18 protein-coding genes and 1 pseudogene are annotated in these 17711 nt (G+C 43.8%); 11 read left to right on the forward strand and 8 right to left on the reverse strand.

Annotated features, from left to right (window positions below):
• Positions 1–9: 9 nt before the first annotated feature.
• A complete protein-coding gene (locus tag KNV97_RS16275) occupies positions 10–390 on the reverse strand; it encodes a hypothetical protein (RefSeq protein ID WP_218562343.1) in 381 nt (126 codons plus the stop codon).
• A gap of 72 nt (positions 391–462) precedes the next feature.
• On the opposite strand from KNV97_RS16275, the gene KNV97_RS16280 reads away from it, so the two are divergent.
• Positions 463–873 (forward strand): hypothetical protein, encoded by a 411-nt coding sequence (locus KNV97_RS16280; RefSeq protein ID WP_218562344.1) that lies wholly within the window; start codon positions 463–465, stop codon positions 871–873.
• Between the two features lie 264 nt (positions 874–1137).
• Here the strand turns inward: KNV97_RS16280 and KNV97_RS16285 are convergent, their stop codons facing one another.
• The gene (locus KNV97_RS16285) at positions 1138–1602 is read right to left on the reverse strand and encodes a hypothetical protein (RefSeq protein ID WP_213962883.1); all 465 of its coding nucleotides are present in this window, start codon (positions 1600–1602) and stop codon (positions 1138–1140) included.
• A 704-nt stretch (positions 1603–2306) separates the two neighbouring features.
• Between KNV97_RS16285 and KNV97_RS16290 the strand changes: the two genes are divergently transcribed.
• From KNV97_RS16290 to KNV97_RS16315, 6 genes and pseudogenes are all read left to right on the forward strand, one after another.
• The gene (locus KNV97_RS16290) at positions 2307–2642 is read left to right on the forward strand and encodes a helix-turn-helix domain-containing protein (RefSeq protein ID WP_025631710.1); all 336 of its coding nucleotides are present in this window, start codon (positions 2307–2309) and stop codon (positions 2640–2642) included.
• Positions 2635–4042: pseudogene (locus tag KNV97_RS16295) on the forward strand (HipA domain-containing protein). Before KNV97_RS16290 ends, KNV97_RS16295 begins: the two are co-directional and overlap by 8 nt.
• A gap of 187 nt (positions 4043–4229) precedes the next feature.
• On the forward strand, positions 4230–4550 hold the full coding sequence (locus KNV97_RS16300) for a helix-turn-helix domain-containing protein (RefSeq protein ID WP_218562345.1): 321 nt from the start codon (positions 4230–4232) through the stop codon (positions 4548–4550).
• Positions 4535–4765: a HipA N-terminal domain-containing protein gene (locus KNV97_RS16305; RefSeq protein WP_218562346.1), complete on the forward strand. Its 231-nt coding sequence runs from the start codon at positions 4535–4537 to the stop codon at positions 4763–4765. Before KNV97_RS16300 ends, KNV97_RS16305 begins: the two co-directional genes overlap by 16 nt.
• A complete protein-coding gene (locus KNV97_RS22270) occupies positions 4713–4862 on the forward strand; it encodes a HipA N-terminal domain-containing protein (RefSeq protein ID WP_218562347.1) in 150 nt (49 codons plus the stop codon). The genes KNV97_RS16305 and KNV97_RS22270 overlap by 53 nt, the downstream gene beginning before the upstream one ends.
• Entirely contained in the window at positions 4846–5892 is a 1047-nt protein-coding gene (locus KNV97_RS16315; protein WP_256612159.1) for a type II toxin-antitoxin system HipA family toxin, read from the forward strand. The genes KNV97_RS22270 and KNV97_RS16315 overlap by 17 nt, the downstream gene beginning before the upstream one ends.
• Positions 5893–6150: 258 nt before the next feature.
• Here KNV97_RS16315 and KNV97_RS16325 read toward each other — a convergent pair whose 3' ends face one another.
• The 5 genes from KNV97_RS16325 to KNV97_RS16345 form a co-directional block, all read right to left on the reverse strand.
• Entirely contained in the window at positions 6151–6915 is a 765-nt protein-coding gene (locus KNV97_RS16325) for a hypothetical protein (protein WP_218562348.1), read from the reverse strand.
• Positions 6916–6975: 60 nt separating this feature from the next.
• Positions 6976–7542 carry a DUF4145 domain-containing protein gene (locus KNV97_RS16330; protein ID WP_218562349.1) on the reverse strand — a complete coding sequence of 189 codons (567 nt, stop codon included), beginning with the start codon at positions 7540–7542 and terminating at the stop codon, positions 6976–6978.
• Positions 7543–7580: 38 nt separating this feature from the next.
• Positions 7581–8018, reverse strand: a complete 438-nt coding sequence (locus KNV97_RS16335; protein WP_203534970.1) for a hypothetical protein — start codon at positions 8016–8018, stop codon at positions 7581–7583.
• Between the two features lie 143 nt (positions 8019–8161).
• The gene (locus tag KNV97_RS16340) at positions 8162–8764 is read right to left on the reverse strand and encodes a hypothetical protein (RefSeq protein WP_218562350.1); all 603 of its coding nucleotides are present in this window, start codon (positions 8762–8764) and stop codon (positions 8162–8164) included.
• 114 nt (positions 8765–8878) lie between these two features.
• Positions 8879–9451 carry a hypothetical protein gene (locus KNV97_RS16345; RefSeq protein WP_218562351.1) on the reverse strand — a complete coding sequence of 191 codons (573 nt, stop codon included), beginning with the start codon at positions 9449–9451 and terminating at the stop codon, positions 8879–8881.
• A 606-nt stretch (positions 9452–10057) separates the two neighbouring features.
• Between KNV97_RS16345 and KNV97_RS16350 the strand changes: the two genes are divergently transcribed.
• Positions 10058–10270: a cold-shock protein gene (locus KNV97_RS16350; protein ID WP_047460531.1), complete on the forward strand. Its 213-nt coding sequence runs from the start codon at positions 10058–10060 to the stop codon at positions 10268–10270.
• Between the two features lie 247 nt (positions 10271–10517).
• Entirely contained in the window at positions 10518–13250 is a 2733-nt protein-coding gene (gene acnA / locus KNV97_RS16355) for an aconitate hydratase AcnA (protein ID WP_218562352.1), read from the forward strand.
• A 94-nt stretch (positions 13251–13344) separates the two neighbouring features.
• Here the strand turns inward: acnA and KNV97_RS16360 are convergent, their stop codons facing one another.
• Entirely contained in the window at positions 13345–14562 is a 1218-nt protein-coding gene (locus KNV97_RS16360) for an MFS transporter (protein WP_218562353.1), read from the reverse strand.
• An 862-nt stretch (positions 14563–15424) separates the two neighbouring features.
• On the opposite strand from KNV97_RS16360, the gene KNV97_RS16365 reads away from it, so the two are divergent.
• Both KNV97_RS16365 and KNV97_RS16370 read left to right on the forward strand, forming a co-directional pair.
• A complete protein-coding gene (locus KNV97_RS16365; protein WP_218562354.1) occupies positions 15425–16351 on the forward strand; it encodes a dihydrodipicolinate synthase family protein in 927 nt (308 codons plus the stop codon).
• A gap of 81 nt (positions 16352–16432) precedes the next feature.
• A complete protein-coding gene (locus tag KNV97_RS16370; RefSeq protein WP_218562355.1) occupies positions 16433–17704 on the forward strand; it encodes an Nramp family divalent metal transporter in 1272 nt (423 codons plus the stop codon).
• Positions 17705–17711: the final 7 nt, after the last annotated feature.

The raw sequence follows: 17711 nt of genomic DNA on the forward strand, positions 1-17711 counted from the left end.
ACTGCCTCCTTAGTCATTCTCGATGGAGAAGTATTGGTGTAATTCGGTGAGCAGTGTCTTAGGTAGCAGTATGTAGATACCCTTACCAGAGTCCTCGACAATGCTCAGGGTGAGCACTGCTCCGTAGTCCAGATCGTCTTCGAATTCGGTGTAGGTTAATGCTCGCTTTAGCATTTCGATATCGTCGACGACGACGGCAGAGATTTCGGAAATTGATGTGAGAAACCAGAGCTCACATTGCAGTTCATCCCATGCCTGCTGGGTTTCTGTTTCATCGTGAAATGGTTCGGTGAGTATGGCTTTGACTTGTTTTTGTAGGGTTGTGGTGATTGGAAGGGTTGTGGTGATTGGAAGGGTTGTGATTTGTTGAAGGTTGGTGATCTTGTTCATATTTAAATTCCATGTTTATCAGTATCATGGATTTAATATGTTTTTGATTTTCATAATAATACAGGAACTACAATGTCCAGTTGGAATAAAACTAAAGGTATTTTAAAACAGACTAACCCATTAATTTGGCTAGTAGCGGAAAGTGTAGAGCAGTCATCGAAGGCAATGCAAAATGCATCCAATAAAGATTTGCAGGCTTTGAGATTGGAAGCTGAAAAGCAAAAAATTCAAATGCAATTTGCTCGTGACCAAGCCAAAGTTGAACAAGAATTGGCTATTGCTAGAAGAATAGACAGCGCTTTAGAAGTCGAAATAGAAGAGTTTTATGATAATTCCCTTAGTGGAAAAGCTGGTTTATCTGCTGACGCGAAGAGCGAGACTGTTTCTTTAGGTGCATCTGGTGAAGGTCGAAAAGTTACTAAGCGGGTCTACAGATTTAAAAGTTCTGTAAATGAGGAAGTAGTTACACAAGAGCCCGTATAACACCAACCACCCACCTAAAATCCTAGATCGCTGGGTCGGTCACACCAGACTGACCCTGTAATCTCCCTCTAAGGCTTACTCTGCCTGACTTCCAGCATGATGTAGTTTCAGCAACTTTGTCGACGGCGTCGTCGGTCCGGTCTTTAACTGTGATTTTGGCTAGATACCGATCTGGACACTAACCCTAATGTAAATTTCCTATTTAGGTTTTCCGTCCAGTTTGCCGACGGTGTCGTCATTACGTCGACGACGTCGAGAAACCCATCATGACTTCTGTATGAGCGCTAATAGGTCAGCTTTTTGCTCATCGTAATCTTTCGATTTGATATGCAGATAAATAGATGACTCGGCTTTTGTTGCCAGATTAAGGCCCCGAGCAATTGCAGCACAGAAACCTTGATTGTTGGCTGAGCCGGAAGAATAGAGAGATTTATACACCTGACTTTTCCATGGTTTGTCGCCCTGTGATTCGATAAGGTCTAGCAGCCTATTGAGAAGAATCCACTGTTTTGAATGCAATCCTGCCCCGCCACTTTGTCCGGCAATTCGGAAGTAGAGTTGGTTGTCTTCGCTGTTTTGGGCAATCTCGTAGAGCACAGTTCCTTGTGACTTTGCTCCTAGTTTTGGTGCTTCACCTGTTTTGAGAATGGCAGAGAATGGATTGTCTACTGATGTGGTTTTAGATGTGTCAGCCTCTGCATTCTTCTTGCTGTTTTTGGCTTGGTTCATAGAAACTCCTTTATTTCATTGAGCTAGAAATAAGAAAGCCCCTACCGGACGAATCCAGTAAGGGCTCTTACAATTCAATAATATAAATTCGTTTTGCTGCTTGTTACGCCTAGGGATTTTTCCTGTCTTTTCCGGTACCGTTCCTGTCTTTCCACCCAACCTTAACCCCATTTTCTCGACGGTGGCGGCGGTGATATAGGTTCAGCGGATTTCCCGTCGTCGACGTCAGTAAAATCATGCGGGTAATCAGGTGATGTGATTTTGCTGGTGGATTTGGGCGTGATTCGGGCCAGGTTTTCTATGTTGATTGTGCGGTGAGATTGCGTCAGACCTTCGCTCATAATCGATTGGTCCCCAGTTCAAGTCTTGGAGGGGCCACCAAATTCTAGAAGGTTAGTAAGCGTAGTGTTTACTAACCTTTTTTTGTACCTGACGATTTTGGGTCAGGTAAGCCCCGATCACGCACTTTTCTCTGTCTTCTTCCAATACTTATCTGAATACTACGCTGTTGCCAAATATGTCGTTCTGGCTGATAAAACTCTCTCATAGAGAACAAAGAGAGAGATCGAACTCGCAAACCAATCATAAGTAACTTAAATTGCACTTATAGATAGTTTCTTATACAGTCACGACAAAAGTGAGTTATAGTAAACTTATATATTAAGACGAACCCCATAATAACAAAAGTACATTAAAAGGCACTTATGAAAAAAGGTAAGATGGTAAAGGCACAACCTATGCCTGATTTGAATACCGAGTTCAGTATGGAAACGCTGGGGAGCGCCATTCGCTCAAAGCGCACCGATAGAGGCTGGCGTATTGATGATCTCGCTTCAAAAGCCAACTTATCTCGTAGAACAGTCATGAAAGTAGAAAAAGGCGATACCAGTGTCACCTTTGCCAATGTACTCATCCTCATGGACATCTTAGGGCTATCGTTACGCCTTATCGATTTAAACCTATTTGTTCGTCCACATAGCCAAATAACCTCCCAAGCTGAAAACAGCGTGAGAAGCAATGAGGACGGTTGGTATGAGTAAGTTACAACAGTTAGACGTGTTTATCGGTACGAATACCAAAATTGGTCGTTTGATTCTTCCTGTCGGAACAGAAACAGAGTTCTCATTCATCTATGAAGATGAATGGAAACACACTGGTTTCCCGATTTCGCCACACATCCCTTTCGGTGATCGGGCTTCGCCACGTAGTATTGAGAACTACCTCAGAAATCTTCTTCCTGAAGGAGAAGCCTTTGAGGAGATGATACAAAACACCACTATATCCAAAAGCAATACATTCGGGCTGATTCGTAAGCTTGGTGCGGAAACATCTGGCGCATTATCTTTTCGAGTTCCAGACTCAGAACCTGGGGAAACCAGCTTTAGATCTGTACCTGATGATGAACTAATAGAACGACTAGAGCGAAATCTAGCGCCATTAGTGTATTGGGACGGTAAGGTTCGCCTTTCGGTTGCTGGTGTTCAAAACAAGTTAAACTTACTTAAGCGCGGTGATGAGTGGGGGGTTTGGTGAAGGCAAATTAAGTTCGAACTGCATTCTGAAGTTTGAAAGCGGTAAAGCACCGTGTATTGCTGTTAATGAGTTCTTTTGCATGACATTAGCCAAGCTAGCAGGTTTGGACGTCGCTAATGTTGAGTTAACTCGCATTGGGAAGACTAGAACACTGATAATAGAGCGGTTCGATCGTGCCTATATCGAGGCTCGTAATGTCGTTCAACGAAGACATGTGATTGATGGCTGTCAGGCAACTGACTTACCTCCAGGTTACAAATACGAGCGTCAGAATGGAGATGAAGGCGATGGCGTATATATGCGTGATGGCGTTTCTTTCCCACGCCTACTGAGCGTCAAAACCATAGACACGGTCATCACCAATCTAAAGCTCACCCAATGGATGCTCTTTAATCTAGCAACGCTAAACTACGATGCCCATGGTAAAAATATTAGCTTCTTCGTCACCCCTAAAGGGCTAGAACTCACCCCTTTTTATGATTTAGTAAACATAGAAGCCATCGCTCAAGAGGGAACAAAACGTAACTCACGAAGCGGTAAATTGTCTGCTGATGAGGGTCGTGCCGCCAGTATCCCTCAATATTTTGCAATGTCGATTGGAGATTGGGAAAGTGAAGACTTTCAAAATCCGCCGAAAGGTAACTTCAAACGCCCTATCACCAGCTATGATTTAGCTGAATTCGGCGCTCTGCTGGGTTATTCAGGCACCAAAATGGCTTCCATAATGGTAGAAACCGTTGGTGCTATAAAAAATGCCCTGAAGGAAGCGATTGACCTTACCGAAGCTCAAGGAATCGAGGATGGAGAACGTGAACACATAGAGCTATGTGTCTCACTCATCCAAACAGAGTGTGAATACTTGCTAGAGCAAGCCGACAGTGTGCCAGAAATGAGTGAGCTTCTTTAATGGCTAAAGATGATTGAGCAGGACTGTCCTCGAAAGACCGCTAAAGGTTCGTATATGAGCCATTTTTCAACCCAAAACAACATAAAGGTCATAAATGGAACAAAATCGGTTTACATGGGCTATTTTTGAGCTTATATTTAAATAAAACCGCCATATGGTTCATATTTGACACATCAGAGGCAACGCGATGAATCCTAAAGTGCTACAACTTCGCAATCTCACCAGTAAGCTTGAGTCCGATATTCACGCAGTTTTCGAAGAGATGCTTAGCAACGTTGAAGCCTCAAGCAACCGCCCTATTTCAAGTTACTCAATTTACGAGACCAACACTCTCATTGATGATATGCAATCACGCAAGAAGAGTATCTCATTAGAAGATCTTGAATTGCAGACGGATATATCTAAATCAACGATAAAACGAATGCTTAAAGACCCAAGTAAGACCTCGCTAGATAACTTTTTAGCCGTTGCTAATGAACTCGGAATGAAAATATGGATCGAAAAGTAAAAGTTCTTTTGTACGGCAAGTTTTGCGGTGTTTTGTCTCAAAACGAACAAGGTTATCTATTCGAATATGAACCTGGTTATCGAGGCCGGAGCTTATCGCTGAGTATGCCTGTCGAAGGTGGGCCATTTGAGAGTAAAGAGCTGCATCCTTTTTTCCTCAGTCTTGCCCCCCGAAGGATGGCTGAAGAAGCGCTACTCAGAACTACAAAAAATTGATGAAAACGATCCGCTGGGTATGCTGCTGTCCAACGGCAAAAATTTACTGGGTGCAGTCCAACTGTTGAGGTTAGAAGAGCATGTATCCGAGCAATAGAAGTCTTATTAGCCTCGATGAACTCAATGAACAAAATAGAGAACAAGTCGAGTATAAAAAGGGAGAAATCAAAACCCTACTAGGTTCGAATAGATTTCAGATCCAATTGCCTTTTTCGCGCACTGAATTTGTTACTGAGTTGCCAAAGAAACAAAAAGGCATGAGCATTTCCGGTTACCAACCCAAGCTTTCTCTGGCGATTAATGACGAGAATCAGCTCGGAGTTGTGGAGGATAAGGCGCTATTTATTCTCAAGCCTTCACCAGAAGAATTTCCTCATCTTGCCGAAAACGAACACGCAACCATGTTAGTGATGAAATTCCTCGGTTTCGATACGCCTCCCTTTGGATTAGTTCGATTTAACGATCCGGACGGAGAAGGTGAACTCGCCTTTATGATTAGGCGCTATGACCGCTTAAACGCAGGTGAAGAGGCGATTCATCAGGAGCAACTGGATGCCGCTATGGCCGTGCGGGAAAAGTACGGGAAGACAGAAGGCGATGCCGAAGGATATGTGAGCTACGAGCAAGCCTGTAAGTTCTTAATTCATCAAGTAGACGGCAGCTTAAACTTTAAGAAAGAACTATTTAACCGAATACTCGTCGCCTACTTTCTCGGTAACAATGACCTACACCTTAGAAATATTGGTTTGCTGCTACCGGAACAAGAAGCCACTCGACTCGCGCCAATCTATGATTACGTATCTATAGCGCCCTACCCAGGCTACATCGCAAACGAGAACCCATTAGCACTACCTCTTCTCGCGAGTGAAGAAGGCGATAACTTCAATACCAGTGGCTATCAATCACATAGTACCTACACCGGCTATGACTTTCTCACCTTCGCACAAAATATTGGTCTCAAGCCTAAACTGGCGACCAAAATGATCCAAGATTTGTGTGCTAAGCAAGAGGCGATTCTCGATATCTACCGCAATAGTTTCATGCTGCCAAAGCACGTTGAGAAAGTCGCTGAATGGATATTGAGTCGAATCAACTATTTGGGTCAATTAGAGCATGTTGCTGTTTAATATATGGTTGAAGGCGGGCTAAGTGATCAGCAAATCGCCGCCATCAGCGGCCATAAATCGATGCAGATGCTACGCCGCTGCACTCACCTCAGAGCCGAAGACCTGGTAGCAATTACCAAAGGGAAAAGAGTTAGCTAACACCGCCCCTTAAGTGTCAATGAAATGAGATTTGTGCCGATGTAACCTGGCTGTGAGCAATGGTCAGGACTGATTTATTGACACTTGGGGGGGCCGGTACGTTTATTCCTAGATCGTGTGTTAAGTGCGCCTTAGAAGCTTTCTCTGATGAGCTTTAACCTTATTGAGATCAATACCCATCAATATACACACAGAGTCACAACATAGCCCCTCATTGAGCAGCCTTCGACAAACTTCACCGCCTCGTTTAGAGAGGCTCCCATCTTTTTTAAAATTAGCTTCATTCTTCGGATCTGTTTCGTAGCTTGTTATCTCAAAATTCGATAGCTCGCTGTTAACCCGTTTAATGAGTAAATTTCTACTTTTAGAAAGAGATTTTATTTTTATCAATAACTTATCATTTTCTTTCTTATAAAAATCATCTGCATTTGAAAAATAGAGGCTATCAAAACTTAGTTCCCTGATACCTTTCCATTTATTCTCTAACTTGATTTTATACCCTAGCAACCGTTCTAAAGCTTCAGAATCATACCCACAGTGTTTATAATTATCTTCGCAATATCCTCTAAGATCGCAATGAAGATCTTGCGTGAATTGTAGAAGGTTGTGAGCTATTGCGTTTCTTTGTTTTATTATTTCCTTTAAATCCTCAACTTCCTTTTCGGTGAGAACATCGTCTTTAATAGCTCGTTCCCATACCTTGTTCATTACTTTCGCCCCTTGCGAGTTTGGATCGAAAAACCTTTCATCAGATTCATCCAAAACCAGATTGGAAGCATTCATTGATCCGACTAAAAATCTTTTCAGGTCCTCCATATGAAATAAAAGCCGCATCATCTGATTTGTACGATACTTTAAAATAGCTTTTTCTAAACTTCTTAACATATTTCACCATAAGAATTTAACGCCGCCAGCAGGGGCTGGAAGTCTCTCTGGCTGGCCTTGTTAAGCAGCATTTGCAAGCTGCTCCTTAAATGGATTTAGTATTTTTCCTGCATTATCAATAATATACTTAACCGCCTGAGCCTCAACCTCTACTCCATGTGCAGCCTGGTTTCCTAACTGAATAAAATCTCTCAGGCCATTTGCCACACTATGAGAAAGCACACCAGACTCTGTAAGTTTCTGAATACCTCTTGATAATGGCATAGGCTTCCGTTCTCCATCACCAATGGCGTTTCGTACCGCCTTTTCGATTTCTATTCTTACGGCTACCAATGCCAGATTGGGATCATGAGCGGCTATGATTTGCAGAAAATCATATTCATCAGATTCAGAAGGAGCGGCTTCATCTCCTTGCGAAACCTTTGCTACTGCTTCTTTGACATCCTTTAGCTCGATTTTTACACCACCAGGAAACTCCAGTGATTTCAGGTAAGGAAACAGCCAAGGAAGAGACGCTAAAACAAGCAAAACTATAGCAATTGCATCAATTGTTATTGAGTCAACAAACACATGTAGTATTGCGAGAACTACAAATAATATGCTTATCAAAACTGCGAGGATCTTCATAACTCTCCTTGATGATTAACGCTGAACGATTGTTATACCTATTGGTAACTCACATCTGGTTGCATCACCCAGCCTATTTTTCCTTTGTGTAAACCATGCAAAACGCGAACTTGATACCAAGATGTCTGAATACCCTGCACATCCATCGTAGCAGAATCTAGAACTTCAATTCGGCTGCCATTACTTAGGCGATCAATAAGCAACTCTTTGTTGTTTAAACCATATGCAGCATGGATATCTGGTTTCTTTAGTAACCAGGATCCATTGTTGTTTGAAGCAATAACTAGCTCAGGCTCGGATTTTTCTGCAAGATTATAGTTGTTAGTTGTAAAAGTCTCACCAGTTTGGTTGATGATGGAACCTGAATTATGTTGATTGTTATTAACTACTTTCGGAGATGCATTTAAGTAACTTGCACAAGCTATAGCCGTACCAATAATTGTTGCGATTGATGCTGATTTTACCAATTTACTCATGATTTCAGTCTCTTACTTTAACTTACGTCAGAGAATTATATCAGAGGTTAGAGCTTGTCCAAAGTCTACGAAAATAGGTATAACGCCTTGCTCACCGGAAAATTGGGAGCGTAGCGAGTAATTTTTCCGAGTGCAGCAACTTGTTATAAGCCGGGCGCATATATGATTTCAGAGAAAGAATTTTGAACTATCCTCCAGTACCCATTAGGCATAGATCGGACAGATGGATTATTCTCTAAGTCTTGGTATATTGCGCGCACTGAAACTTCTTTAAATTTTTGTTGTCCATCAATTTCAAAACACAGCTCCGCTATTACGTGAGTAACGGCAGCAGCTTGGTCATCTATACCCAATAGTCTAAATGAAACCGGTATATGATTACCAAAATCTTGCCGTGCCATACCAGCCTTTTTCCCCTTGGGGGTATCGGTAAAATATAAAAGGGCATCAGCGATAAGGCCAAACCGCTTATTGCACCAATGATCTAAAAAGGCAGCCACCGAATATTCAGGTGTATTTTCAGGCAGATGGGAAATATCCCCTTCAAATGGTAGGTATGGAATATCCTCAGATACTCTCGGTTTCCACTCTTCAATGGACCTCTTCAAAAGGTTTGTTTCAGAGATTTGCTTAAATAGCTGTTTCCAGCTCACCTCTTCTTTTGGTTTTGGCTCCTTTTTCCCGTCAACAAGCGCTCCAGCCCAGTCTCTCGCCGCAAAGAGAGCAGCCCAGCACTTTGCTGCCACTACTTTGTTATCAAAGGCTAACTCGCGACCATGAAGAATCCCGTTTCTGTATGGAATTGATATAGCGTCTTCATTCGTTTTATTTCTGCCCTTAGTGAGAATTGAAGCTAGTGTTTAGAGGCCTGACTCATGAGCTGCTATGCAATCCCAAGCTGTCAAATCGACGTTCTCAGCAAAAAAACCTACATGCTTCGACACATCGTTTACGAGACCATCCAGCAAGCTCAGCAACAGCGGTACACACGCATGATACCTACCAGCCAAGTAATCCTCTCTAGCCAACTCCGCGAGCCTTACTCTTTTTCTAAAATCACAATTCCCATTAAATCTTAATATTCCCCACTTTAATGTTTCTTCGCCATACGAGTCGGCTAGGAATTGTTCCGCTGGCCCCTTACCCTCAGCATCATAAATATTTATTGCTTTCTGCGTTACGTCCATGTTCATGGACTCATATGCGATCCAGCCTAGATTCGCAAAACGTTCATTGAACTGGTCTGGGGCCTCCAACATTTCCGCTTGTTTTTTTATCTTATTGAATTCATTGAAGGCATCTTCCATTTTAGGGAAGATGCCACGAGCAAATGGAAAAGCCTTGTAAAGGGCTTCCAAGCTCTCAAAAGCCGCGAACTGCTTTAAGAGTTCTGCACTTGTTGGATTGTCAATGATCTTCTTTGACTTACTCACAATACTTCCTTGAGATTATAACAGCCTTTTTTAAGCAGACATTGCCTATATAATATTTTAAGAAAATACAGACACCATCACATCAACACGCTGATTTACATAGTTAATCAGATTACACACTCTGCAACTACGGAACATGTCTACCTAACCACCAAAAACCTACTAAGCTCATAGTCTGCCATTGATAAAAATCGGTCAAGAACTGACAAAAGAAACGTGTCTATTATGTGCTGGCTAGCCGATTTTGTAGCGGGGATAGATAGCCTCTTCTGTCTTAGGGCAAAGGAGTGGTGAAAGCGATCGAGTGGAGAGTGGTGAAATCACAGAATGTGGGTACTGTACCGAAAAAAGGTACACTAGAGGTACAGTCACTAGTTTTGACAACTTTAGAGAAACTAGGATTGAGGACAAAACTAACTATTTTCAATTTAAGGCTTATACTTAAAGTAGCTCTACCAATTTGAGTTACTTTTTCATTATCAACCAAGTTTCCTTTCACAGTTATTCTCGCTCCTTTTCGTTTAACTGCTGCGACAGATATCTTGATTTACTATGGAATAGCTCTATTTTTCAGAGCTTTAACCTATAACATTAGTCGAGGTATGTATGTCTGACAGAGTAACGGGATCAGTAAAATGGTTCAACGAAACTAAGGGCTTTGGTTTTATCACCAAAGATAGTGACGGTAAGGATATTTTTGTTCATTTCCGTTCAATTTCCTCTGATGGGTTTAAGACCCTGTTGGAAGGCCAAAAAGTAAGTTTTGAAGTTGAACCCGGTGAGAAAGGCCCGCAAGCAACCAATGTGACTCTCATCTAAGTACGGTTGAAGGCTGAGCCAACTCAAGCTTTGCCTTCATTTTTTAGAGTCTAGTTATTGTTTGAGGGCAAAAATCCATTCCAACGTCTTCCTTCTTTTAGAATTTCAACTCTGATCCTTCAGGTTATAGATTTTCAGCTGATTAAAGCTATTTGGATATGGGAAATATGAAAATGTCCCAGAAAACATATCTATGACACGAGGCTGCCTTTTTAAAAGGTCAACCATCATTGAAAGGAAGTTAATCATGAGACCTACCAACGAAAAATCATGGCGTGCAACATACCAAAGGTCGATGAAGGTAAACGGAACCGAATATAAATACTGGTCTCTAAAACAACTGGCCCAAGACTATCAAGCCAACCTGTCGCAGATCCCTTTTACTAAGCGCATACTTATTGAAAATATCGTTCGACAAGCGTCTGATTTTGAAGAAGCAGCTCGCATTATCGAAGCGTTGTTTCTTACAAAATCGACTTTCCCTTCAGAGAGTCACGGGCATTCATCTGAGTTTAATTTCTATCCCAGCAGAGTCTTGATGCAAGACTACACCGGTATTCCAGCCTTGGTTGATCTGGCTGCTATCAGAGATGCGATTGCACAAACTGGCGGGGATCCAAGCCACGTCACCCCCATGTGTAAGGTTGATCTTGTCATTGACCATTCGTTGATTGTCGATCAGTCAGGTTCAGAATCCGCGATACATACGAATCATGAACACGAAATGGCTCGAAACAAAGAGCGGTATACATTCTTGAAATGGGCACAAAAGAACTTCCGGAACTTGACCGTTATCCCCCCCGGTAAGGGCATATGCCATCAGGTTAATCTGGAATATCTGGCACAAGTTGTTCATGAAGACGAAAATGGTGTGCTATTCCCAGATACGGTTATCGGAACCGATAGCCACACCACTATGGTCAATGGATTAGGAGTGTTGGGCTGGGGCGTCGGTGGAATTGAAGCTGAAGCCGTAATGCTAGGCCAACCACTCAATATAACGATTCCCAAAGTAGTCGGAGTGAGGCTTGATGGGCAACTGCGTCCCGGTGTTACTGCAACGGATTTGGTCTTATCTATCACTGAGAAGCTAAGATCCCATGGTGTGGTGGGTAAGTTGGTCGAGTACTATGGTTACGGTTTAGCCGCTTTGTCTGTGGCCGACAGAGCTACGATTGCCAACATGGCTCCAGAGTACGGCGCCACATGCGGTTTTTTCCCTATCGATGAAAACACACTTGCCTATCTGACCCTTACTAACCGATCTTCTGCACTGGTTGACAAAGTTCGAGCTTATGCGAAAGAGCAAAGCCTATGGTGGGATACAAAAGAAACCTCACCTGAGTATGATGAAAATATTGTGGTAGATTTATCGACCATTGTGACCTCAGTGGCTGGGCCCAAAAGGCCACAAGATCGACTTAACATCAGTGCAATTAAGCAAGCGACCCTTGCACAATGCGCTATTGAAGGTGTTTCCTCCTCAAGCCACGGAGCAAAACATTCCGAGTCATCCACGCACCTCCATCATGGTGATGTCGTAATTGCCGCCATCACTTCATGTACGAACACTTCCAACCCAGCGGTTATGTTAACGGCCGGATTGGTTGCGAAGGCCGCCGTGGAAAGAGGGTTGTCCGTTCCTGCTTATGTAAAAACGTCTCTCGCACCAGGATCATTAGCAGTAGCCAGATATCTCAATGAGACTGGGCTGCAACATTACTTAGACTTGTTGGGATTTCATCGTGTTGGATACGGGTGTACTACATGTATTGGGAATTCAGGTCCACTCAAGAACAATCTAGAAGAAGAGATTTCGGCAAATAGCTTGCACGTATCCGCTGTGTTATCAGGGAACCGAAATTTCGAGGGACGAATCCATCCATCAGTCAGCTTAAACTGGCTTGCCTCTCCACCATTGGTTGTCGCGTTTGCGTTAGCGGGTACAACCTGTGTTGACCTAGAAAATGAACCCATTGCCATCAATAGTAAAAATGAGCCTGTCTATCTGCGGGAGCTTTGGCCGAGTCCGCTCATGCTGGAGGAAATGCTGAGTCAGGTTCATGAGAGCCACTTTAGATTGAGTTACAGTGACATTGCTGAAGGGGATGAGGAGTGGGAACAATTATCGATGCAAGATAGTCCCTGTTATCCTTGGGAGCCGACCTCGACCTACATACAACGTCCACCATTTTTGGAACTTCCACCTCCCACATTTCCTATTGAGTCAGCACGTGTATTAGCTATTTTGGGAGATTCGATAACAACAGACCATATTTCTCCGGCGGGACTTATCTCCGTAAATAGTCCTGCAGGACAATATTTGCGGTCAGAAAATATCACTCCAGAAGAGTTCAATAGCTACGGTGCGCGCAGAGGGAACCACAACGTCATGGTTCGCGGCACTTTTTCAAACGTGCGACTGGAAAACAAAATAGCATCGCCGACTAAAGGTGGCGTCACAAGATGTTTCGGTGATACCAAGCTGGATGAATGTAACATGTCGACCACGGAGAAAAAGCCTCCAGTCATGCCTATTTTTGAAGCGAGCAGAAACGCCATTGAACTGCAGGTGCCATTGGTCATATTTGCCGGCAAAGACTATGGTTGTGGTTCAAGTCGAGATTGGGCCGCTAAAGGATGCCTGTTATTGAATGTAAAAGCCGTCATCGCGGAATCGTTTGAACGAATTCATCGCAGCAACTTAGTGGGTATGGGCATCTTGCCGCTCCAACTTAAAAGACCAGGCGAACTCGACGCGCTCACTCTGGAAGGCAATGAGACCGTGTTTATTGCCCCTAATGAGCCGATGAAGCCCTTGCTGGAATTAGACATTATTGTCGTAACGGCTCAAGGTACAGAACATTCCGTACCTGTTGTTGCACGTATCGACAATCCAAAAGAGTTAGAGTATTTCAACGCAGGAGGCATTCTTCAGTATGTGCTAAAGCAACTAAAGACGCCTAAAATGCCATTGTGAAATTTAATCTCTCGGGTGACGGGGCATGTGGGAGCTAAAGATATGATTGATAAAGGGAAGGCTCCCAACGAACTGCTCAGGGAGCCTTTAAGAGTTACGCTGCTGCCATGCTCAAACGTGGTACAGGCTTGTCATTGATTGGAAGATGAATCAATGCAGCAATAAACGCGAGTACGGCCGCTGACCACCAAATTGGATCATAGGACCCGTAATAATCGTAGATACGACCACCAACCCATGCCCCCAAAAAGCTGCCGACTTGGTGAGTGAAAAACACCAAACCATATAGCGTCGACAGGTAACGAGCTCCAAACATTTGACGGACTAAACCAGATGTAAGCGGCACCGTTCCTAACCAACAAAAACCGATGGCAGCACCGAAGATAAGCGCCGTTTGCTCGGTAATCGGCAGTGCCAAAAAAGCACCGATCACAACCGTACGCATCACATACAACGCAAACATCATATAACACTTGCTAAAACGATCTGCCATTACCCCCCAGAAATATGAGCCAAGGATGTTAAATATACCCACGTAAGCCAACGCCATGGCCGCGGTTGATGCAGGTAGATTTTTATCCGCCAAATAACTAGGCAGGTGAGTCGCGATAAACATCACATGGAAACCACACACAAAAAAACCAGCATGAATCAACCAGTACCCTTTGTGGGCAAACGCTTCTTTCAAAGCTTCTTTTAGTGTTTGTTTGCCCTCGTGAACATGGTTGTTAGCAGTATTTGCATTTCGCTTTGCCGTATTCATGAATAGTGCAAACAACACCATAAAACTGCACAGTACCGCGAAGATTTGCATTGAACTTTGCCAACCAGAAGCGCTCAACAATGCTTGCGCCCCCGGGATCATAGCAAACATGCCGAATGATCCAGCTGCCGTGGTCAAACCGAAGGCTTTCGCCGCATGTTGCGCTGGTACAACTTTAGCGACTGCACCGAGCACGATCACGTAGCTGGTTGCGCTTAAACCAAGACCAACAAGCACACCTAGCGATAAATACACCATTGTTGGATCAGCGCTGATAGAAGTTAAGTACAGCCCCAGGGCGTAAGAGATAGCACCTAAAATGATGATACGTTTCGCTCCCCAACGGTCGGCGGCCATACCCACAAATGGCTGGAACGCTCCAAACAATAAGTTTTGCAATGCGATTGCAAAGCTGAAGAACTCTCGTCCCGTTTGGAAGTAGTCGGATATCGGTGTCATGAAGATACCAAAGGATTGTCTGATCCCTAGACTGGTAATCAAAATACCGATACCTAGCCAAACAAGCAGTGGAAATCGAAAAATAATCATAAATCGCTCTTATTAATGAGTGTGGTGCTGAAAATGGCCTTCCTGCCACTTATGGATTCGAGATCACCACTGGTAATAGACTTCACTGTCACTATTGCCAATAACCTTGACGAGTTATGGATAAAGATTAATAACAGGCACCAAATGTTACACTCAGGTAACAAATCATTTCGAAGTGTAAAGAGTGTTATGCAGTGACACAAATGATTAAAAGTGAATTAATTCATGCAAATTGTGCATAAATAAATTTAGGCTTATGGCTAAACGCCTAAACATCCAAAGGCAGAGCGTAAACGGCGAAGTTGAGTACTCCACCAAGTGACGCCCCACTCCGCTTTTGTGGCTAGTCGGGTAGTGAGTTAGAGCGGAGCTTGCCCTGTAATGCTGCCGGATTCACAAGTCACCGTAAAGTCGATCGCCAGTTTTTGGTAGTCAATAATCATCGGCCGATATAACCGAATAATCGTAACGATTATACAGTTTCGTGCGCGTTAACTGGTCAGGTGCAGGGGCCGGTATGAGCAGCTAACTCTAACTTCTACAGTATCAGATGACCCGCTGAATTGAATGTCCGCCCAGCCATCGGTACGGCCAGGACTGACGGAAGCATAACTCCCCTGTGCTCCGTAAACCGGCAATTCCAAGATTAAAATCATCAGGCGTAGCACAATTTATATGCATTGCCACGCACAAGTTCACAACAAGCAATATCTCTAAAAATAAGCGTCTTTTTTTGTGAATTCAGGCGCAATAAGTTGCTACTTATCTTGAATAATCACTACTGGGTATTATTTTCAAATAAACGTGCAAACGTTTGCAGAAACGTTATCAAAAAAACAATACCAACAAGTAGGAAATAACAATGAAACAAGAGATCAATCTAAAAGGCCTTGTACCTGCCCCTGTCACTCCTTTCACTCGCGAAGGCGATGTCGATTTCGCTGCCATTAAACGCCTTGGGGCCTGGTTAGCAAGTGTCGATGGCGTTAAAGGCTTGGTCGTGCTTGGACATGCTGGTGAGGGAACATTTTTAACACCTGAAGAGCAGTGTGCTGTGATTACCGCTTTTAAAGAGGCCGTCAATGATCAGATTCCTATTATCGCCGGTATTACCAGCGAAGGAGATGCGGTTGCCGCCCTTGAAGCCAAGCGCGCACTGGCAGCCGGCGCATCAGCTGGTTTGCTCTATCCGTCACATGGTTGGTTGCGTTTTGGCTACCAGGAAGGTGCTCCGCAAAAGCGTTATCAAAAGGTTTATGAAGAAAGCGGCCTGCCACTCATTTTGTTCCAGTATCCTGACGTTACAAAAGCTACTTACAATCTGCAAACCCTGTTAGATATTGCCAAACAGCCCGGCGTGATCGCAATGAAGAATGGGGTCCGTAATATGCGTCGTTGGGATACCGAGATCCCAATTATTCGTCAAGAGTGCCCAGATCTAACGATTCTTACCTGCCATGATGAATACTTGCTCCATACCATGTTTGATGTCGATGGCGCACTGGTCGGCTACGGTGGTCTCGCTCCAGAGCCGCTGGTCGAACTGATTGCCGCGGGTAAGGAGCGAAACTATCCAAAAGCACGTGCCATTCACGACTCGCTTTTCCCGTTAACACAAAAAGTCTATCACCGCGGCTCACACATGGAAGGTACGGTGGCTCTAAAAGAAGGTCTGGTTGCACGTGGCATTCTAGAGCACGCGACCGTTCGTCCGCCATTATGTCCTTTGCAAGAAGGTGCGCATGAAGAAATCGCTGCGGCTCTTCGCTCAGCTGGACTCATTGATTAACATCACCATAGTGAGACTGAAACCTTACGGTTTCAGTCTCCTCTAACAATAATAAAATCGAACGTGAAATGTAGGTACAGTATGGAATCGAATACGAGAATAGAGACGGGAAACACCGCCAGGTGCTCGTATCAACAGGGCGAAAAATCGGCTTATTGGTACAAAATATTACTCCTGATGGGGCCCGCATTCGTTGCAGGAGCATGGCGATTTGGTCCCGGGGCTTTGACCTCCGCAGTACAGGCAGGTAGCCAGTATGGCTATCAGCTCCTTTGGGTCATCGCTGTCTCTGGTGTTCTGATGTTCTACTTCAACGACATGTCGGTCAGGATAGGTCTTGCAACTGGTGAAAAGTCACTGCTTGATACCATTAAGGAGACGTTGGGACACAAAGTTGGCCTATTGGCCGGCACTGGAGTGTTTTTCATAACGTTATGTTTTTCAATTGGCAACGCCTTAGGTTCAGGCATCGCTTTGCAACTGTTATTTGGCGGCTCGGTTGTGGCCTGGGTACTCGCCTCGACTGTCGCTGTGGCGCTATTAATTGCGATGAAGAATGCTTACCGAGCTTTAGAAAAAATGCTAGTTGTCCTCATCGCAATCATGTCGCTAGGTTTTTTAGGCTCTGCAATTTTAAGTGATCCTGAGTGGGTTGAGGTCTCGATGGGCTTTATTCCCTCAATCCCTGATGAAGCTGGCTATTTACTGATCGCTTTAATCGGCACTAACTTTTCAATTAATTCAGCATTTTATAGTGGATACTCCATCCATGAGCGCGGGCTGAAACCCGCTCAGTATAAACACCTCACTCTAGCAGACACTATTCCGGGTAATATCGCCACGGCTGCCATGACCATGCTGATCATCATCGTATCAGCCACCGTCTTCAATGTGACTGGAGAATCAGTAACAAATTTCACTCAACTTGCTAAAGTACTGGAGCCTTTATCCGGAAAATTGGGGGCAGTGATTTTTAGCATTGGCTTTTTTGCCGCCGCATTTTCATCCATGGCAGCAAACGCTACTGCCGGAGGCACGTTATTGTGTGATGCTTGGGGGCTAGGTAATAAACTGTCATCTGTCAGTGTAAAAGTTTTTATATATGGGATTTTAATATTTGGCTCATTGGTTGCGATATTTAATAATGGCTCCCCGATTCAGTTAATCATCTTAGCGCAGGCGTTGACGGTTCTCGTGGCACCCTTTTTAGGGATACTGTTATTTATGATCTCGTCCAACAGAGCTATCATGGGTAAGTTGGCTAATAAGACCTCTGATAAAGTAATTGGCACGATTGGATTATTATCCATATTTTCTTTATCATTCATGCTAAGCCTAAAATTATTTGGATAAATAATTA

Origin of the sequence: Vibrio ostreae (assembly GCF_019226825.1) — a bacterium.
Lineage (GTDB): Bacteria > Pseudomonadota > Gammaproteobacteria > Enterobacterales > Vibrionaceae > Vibrio > Vibrio ostreae.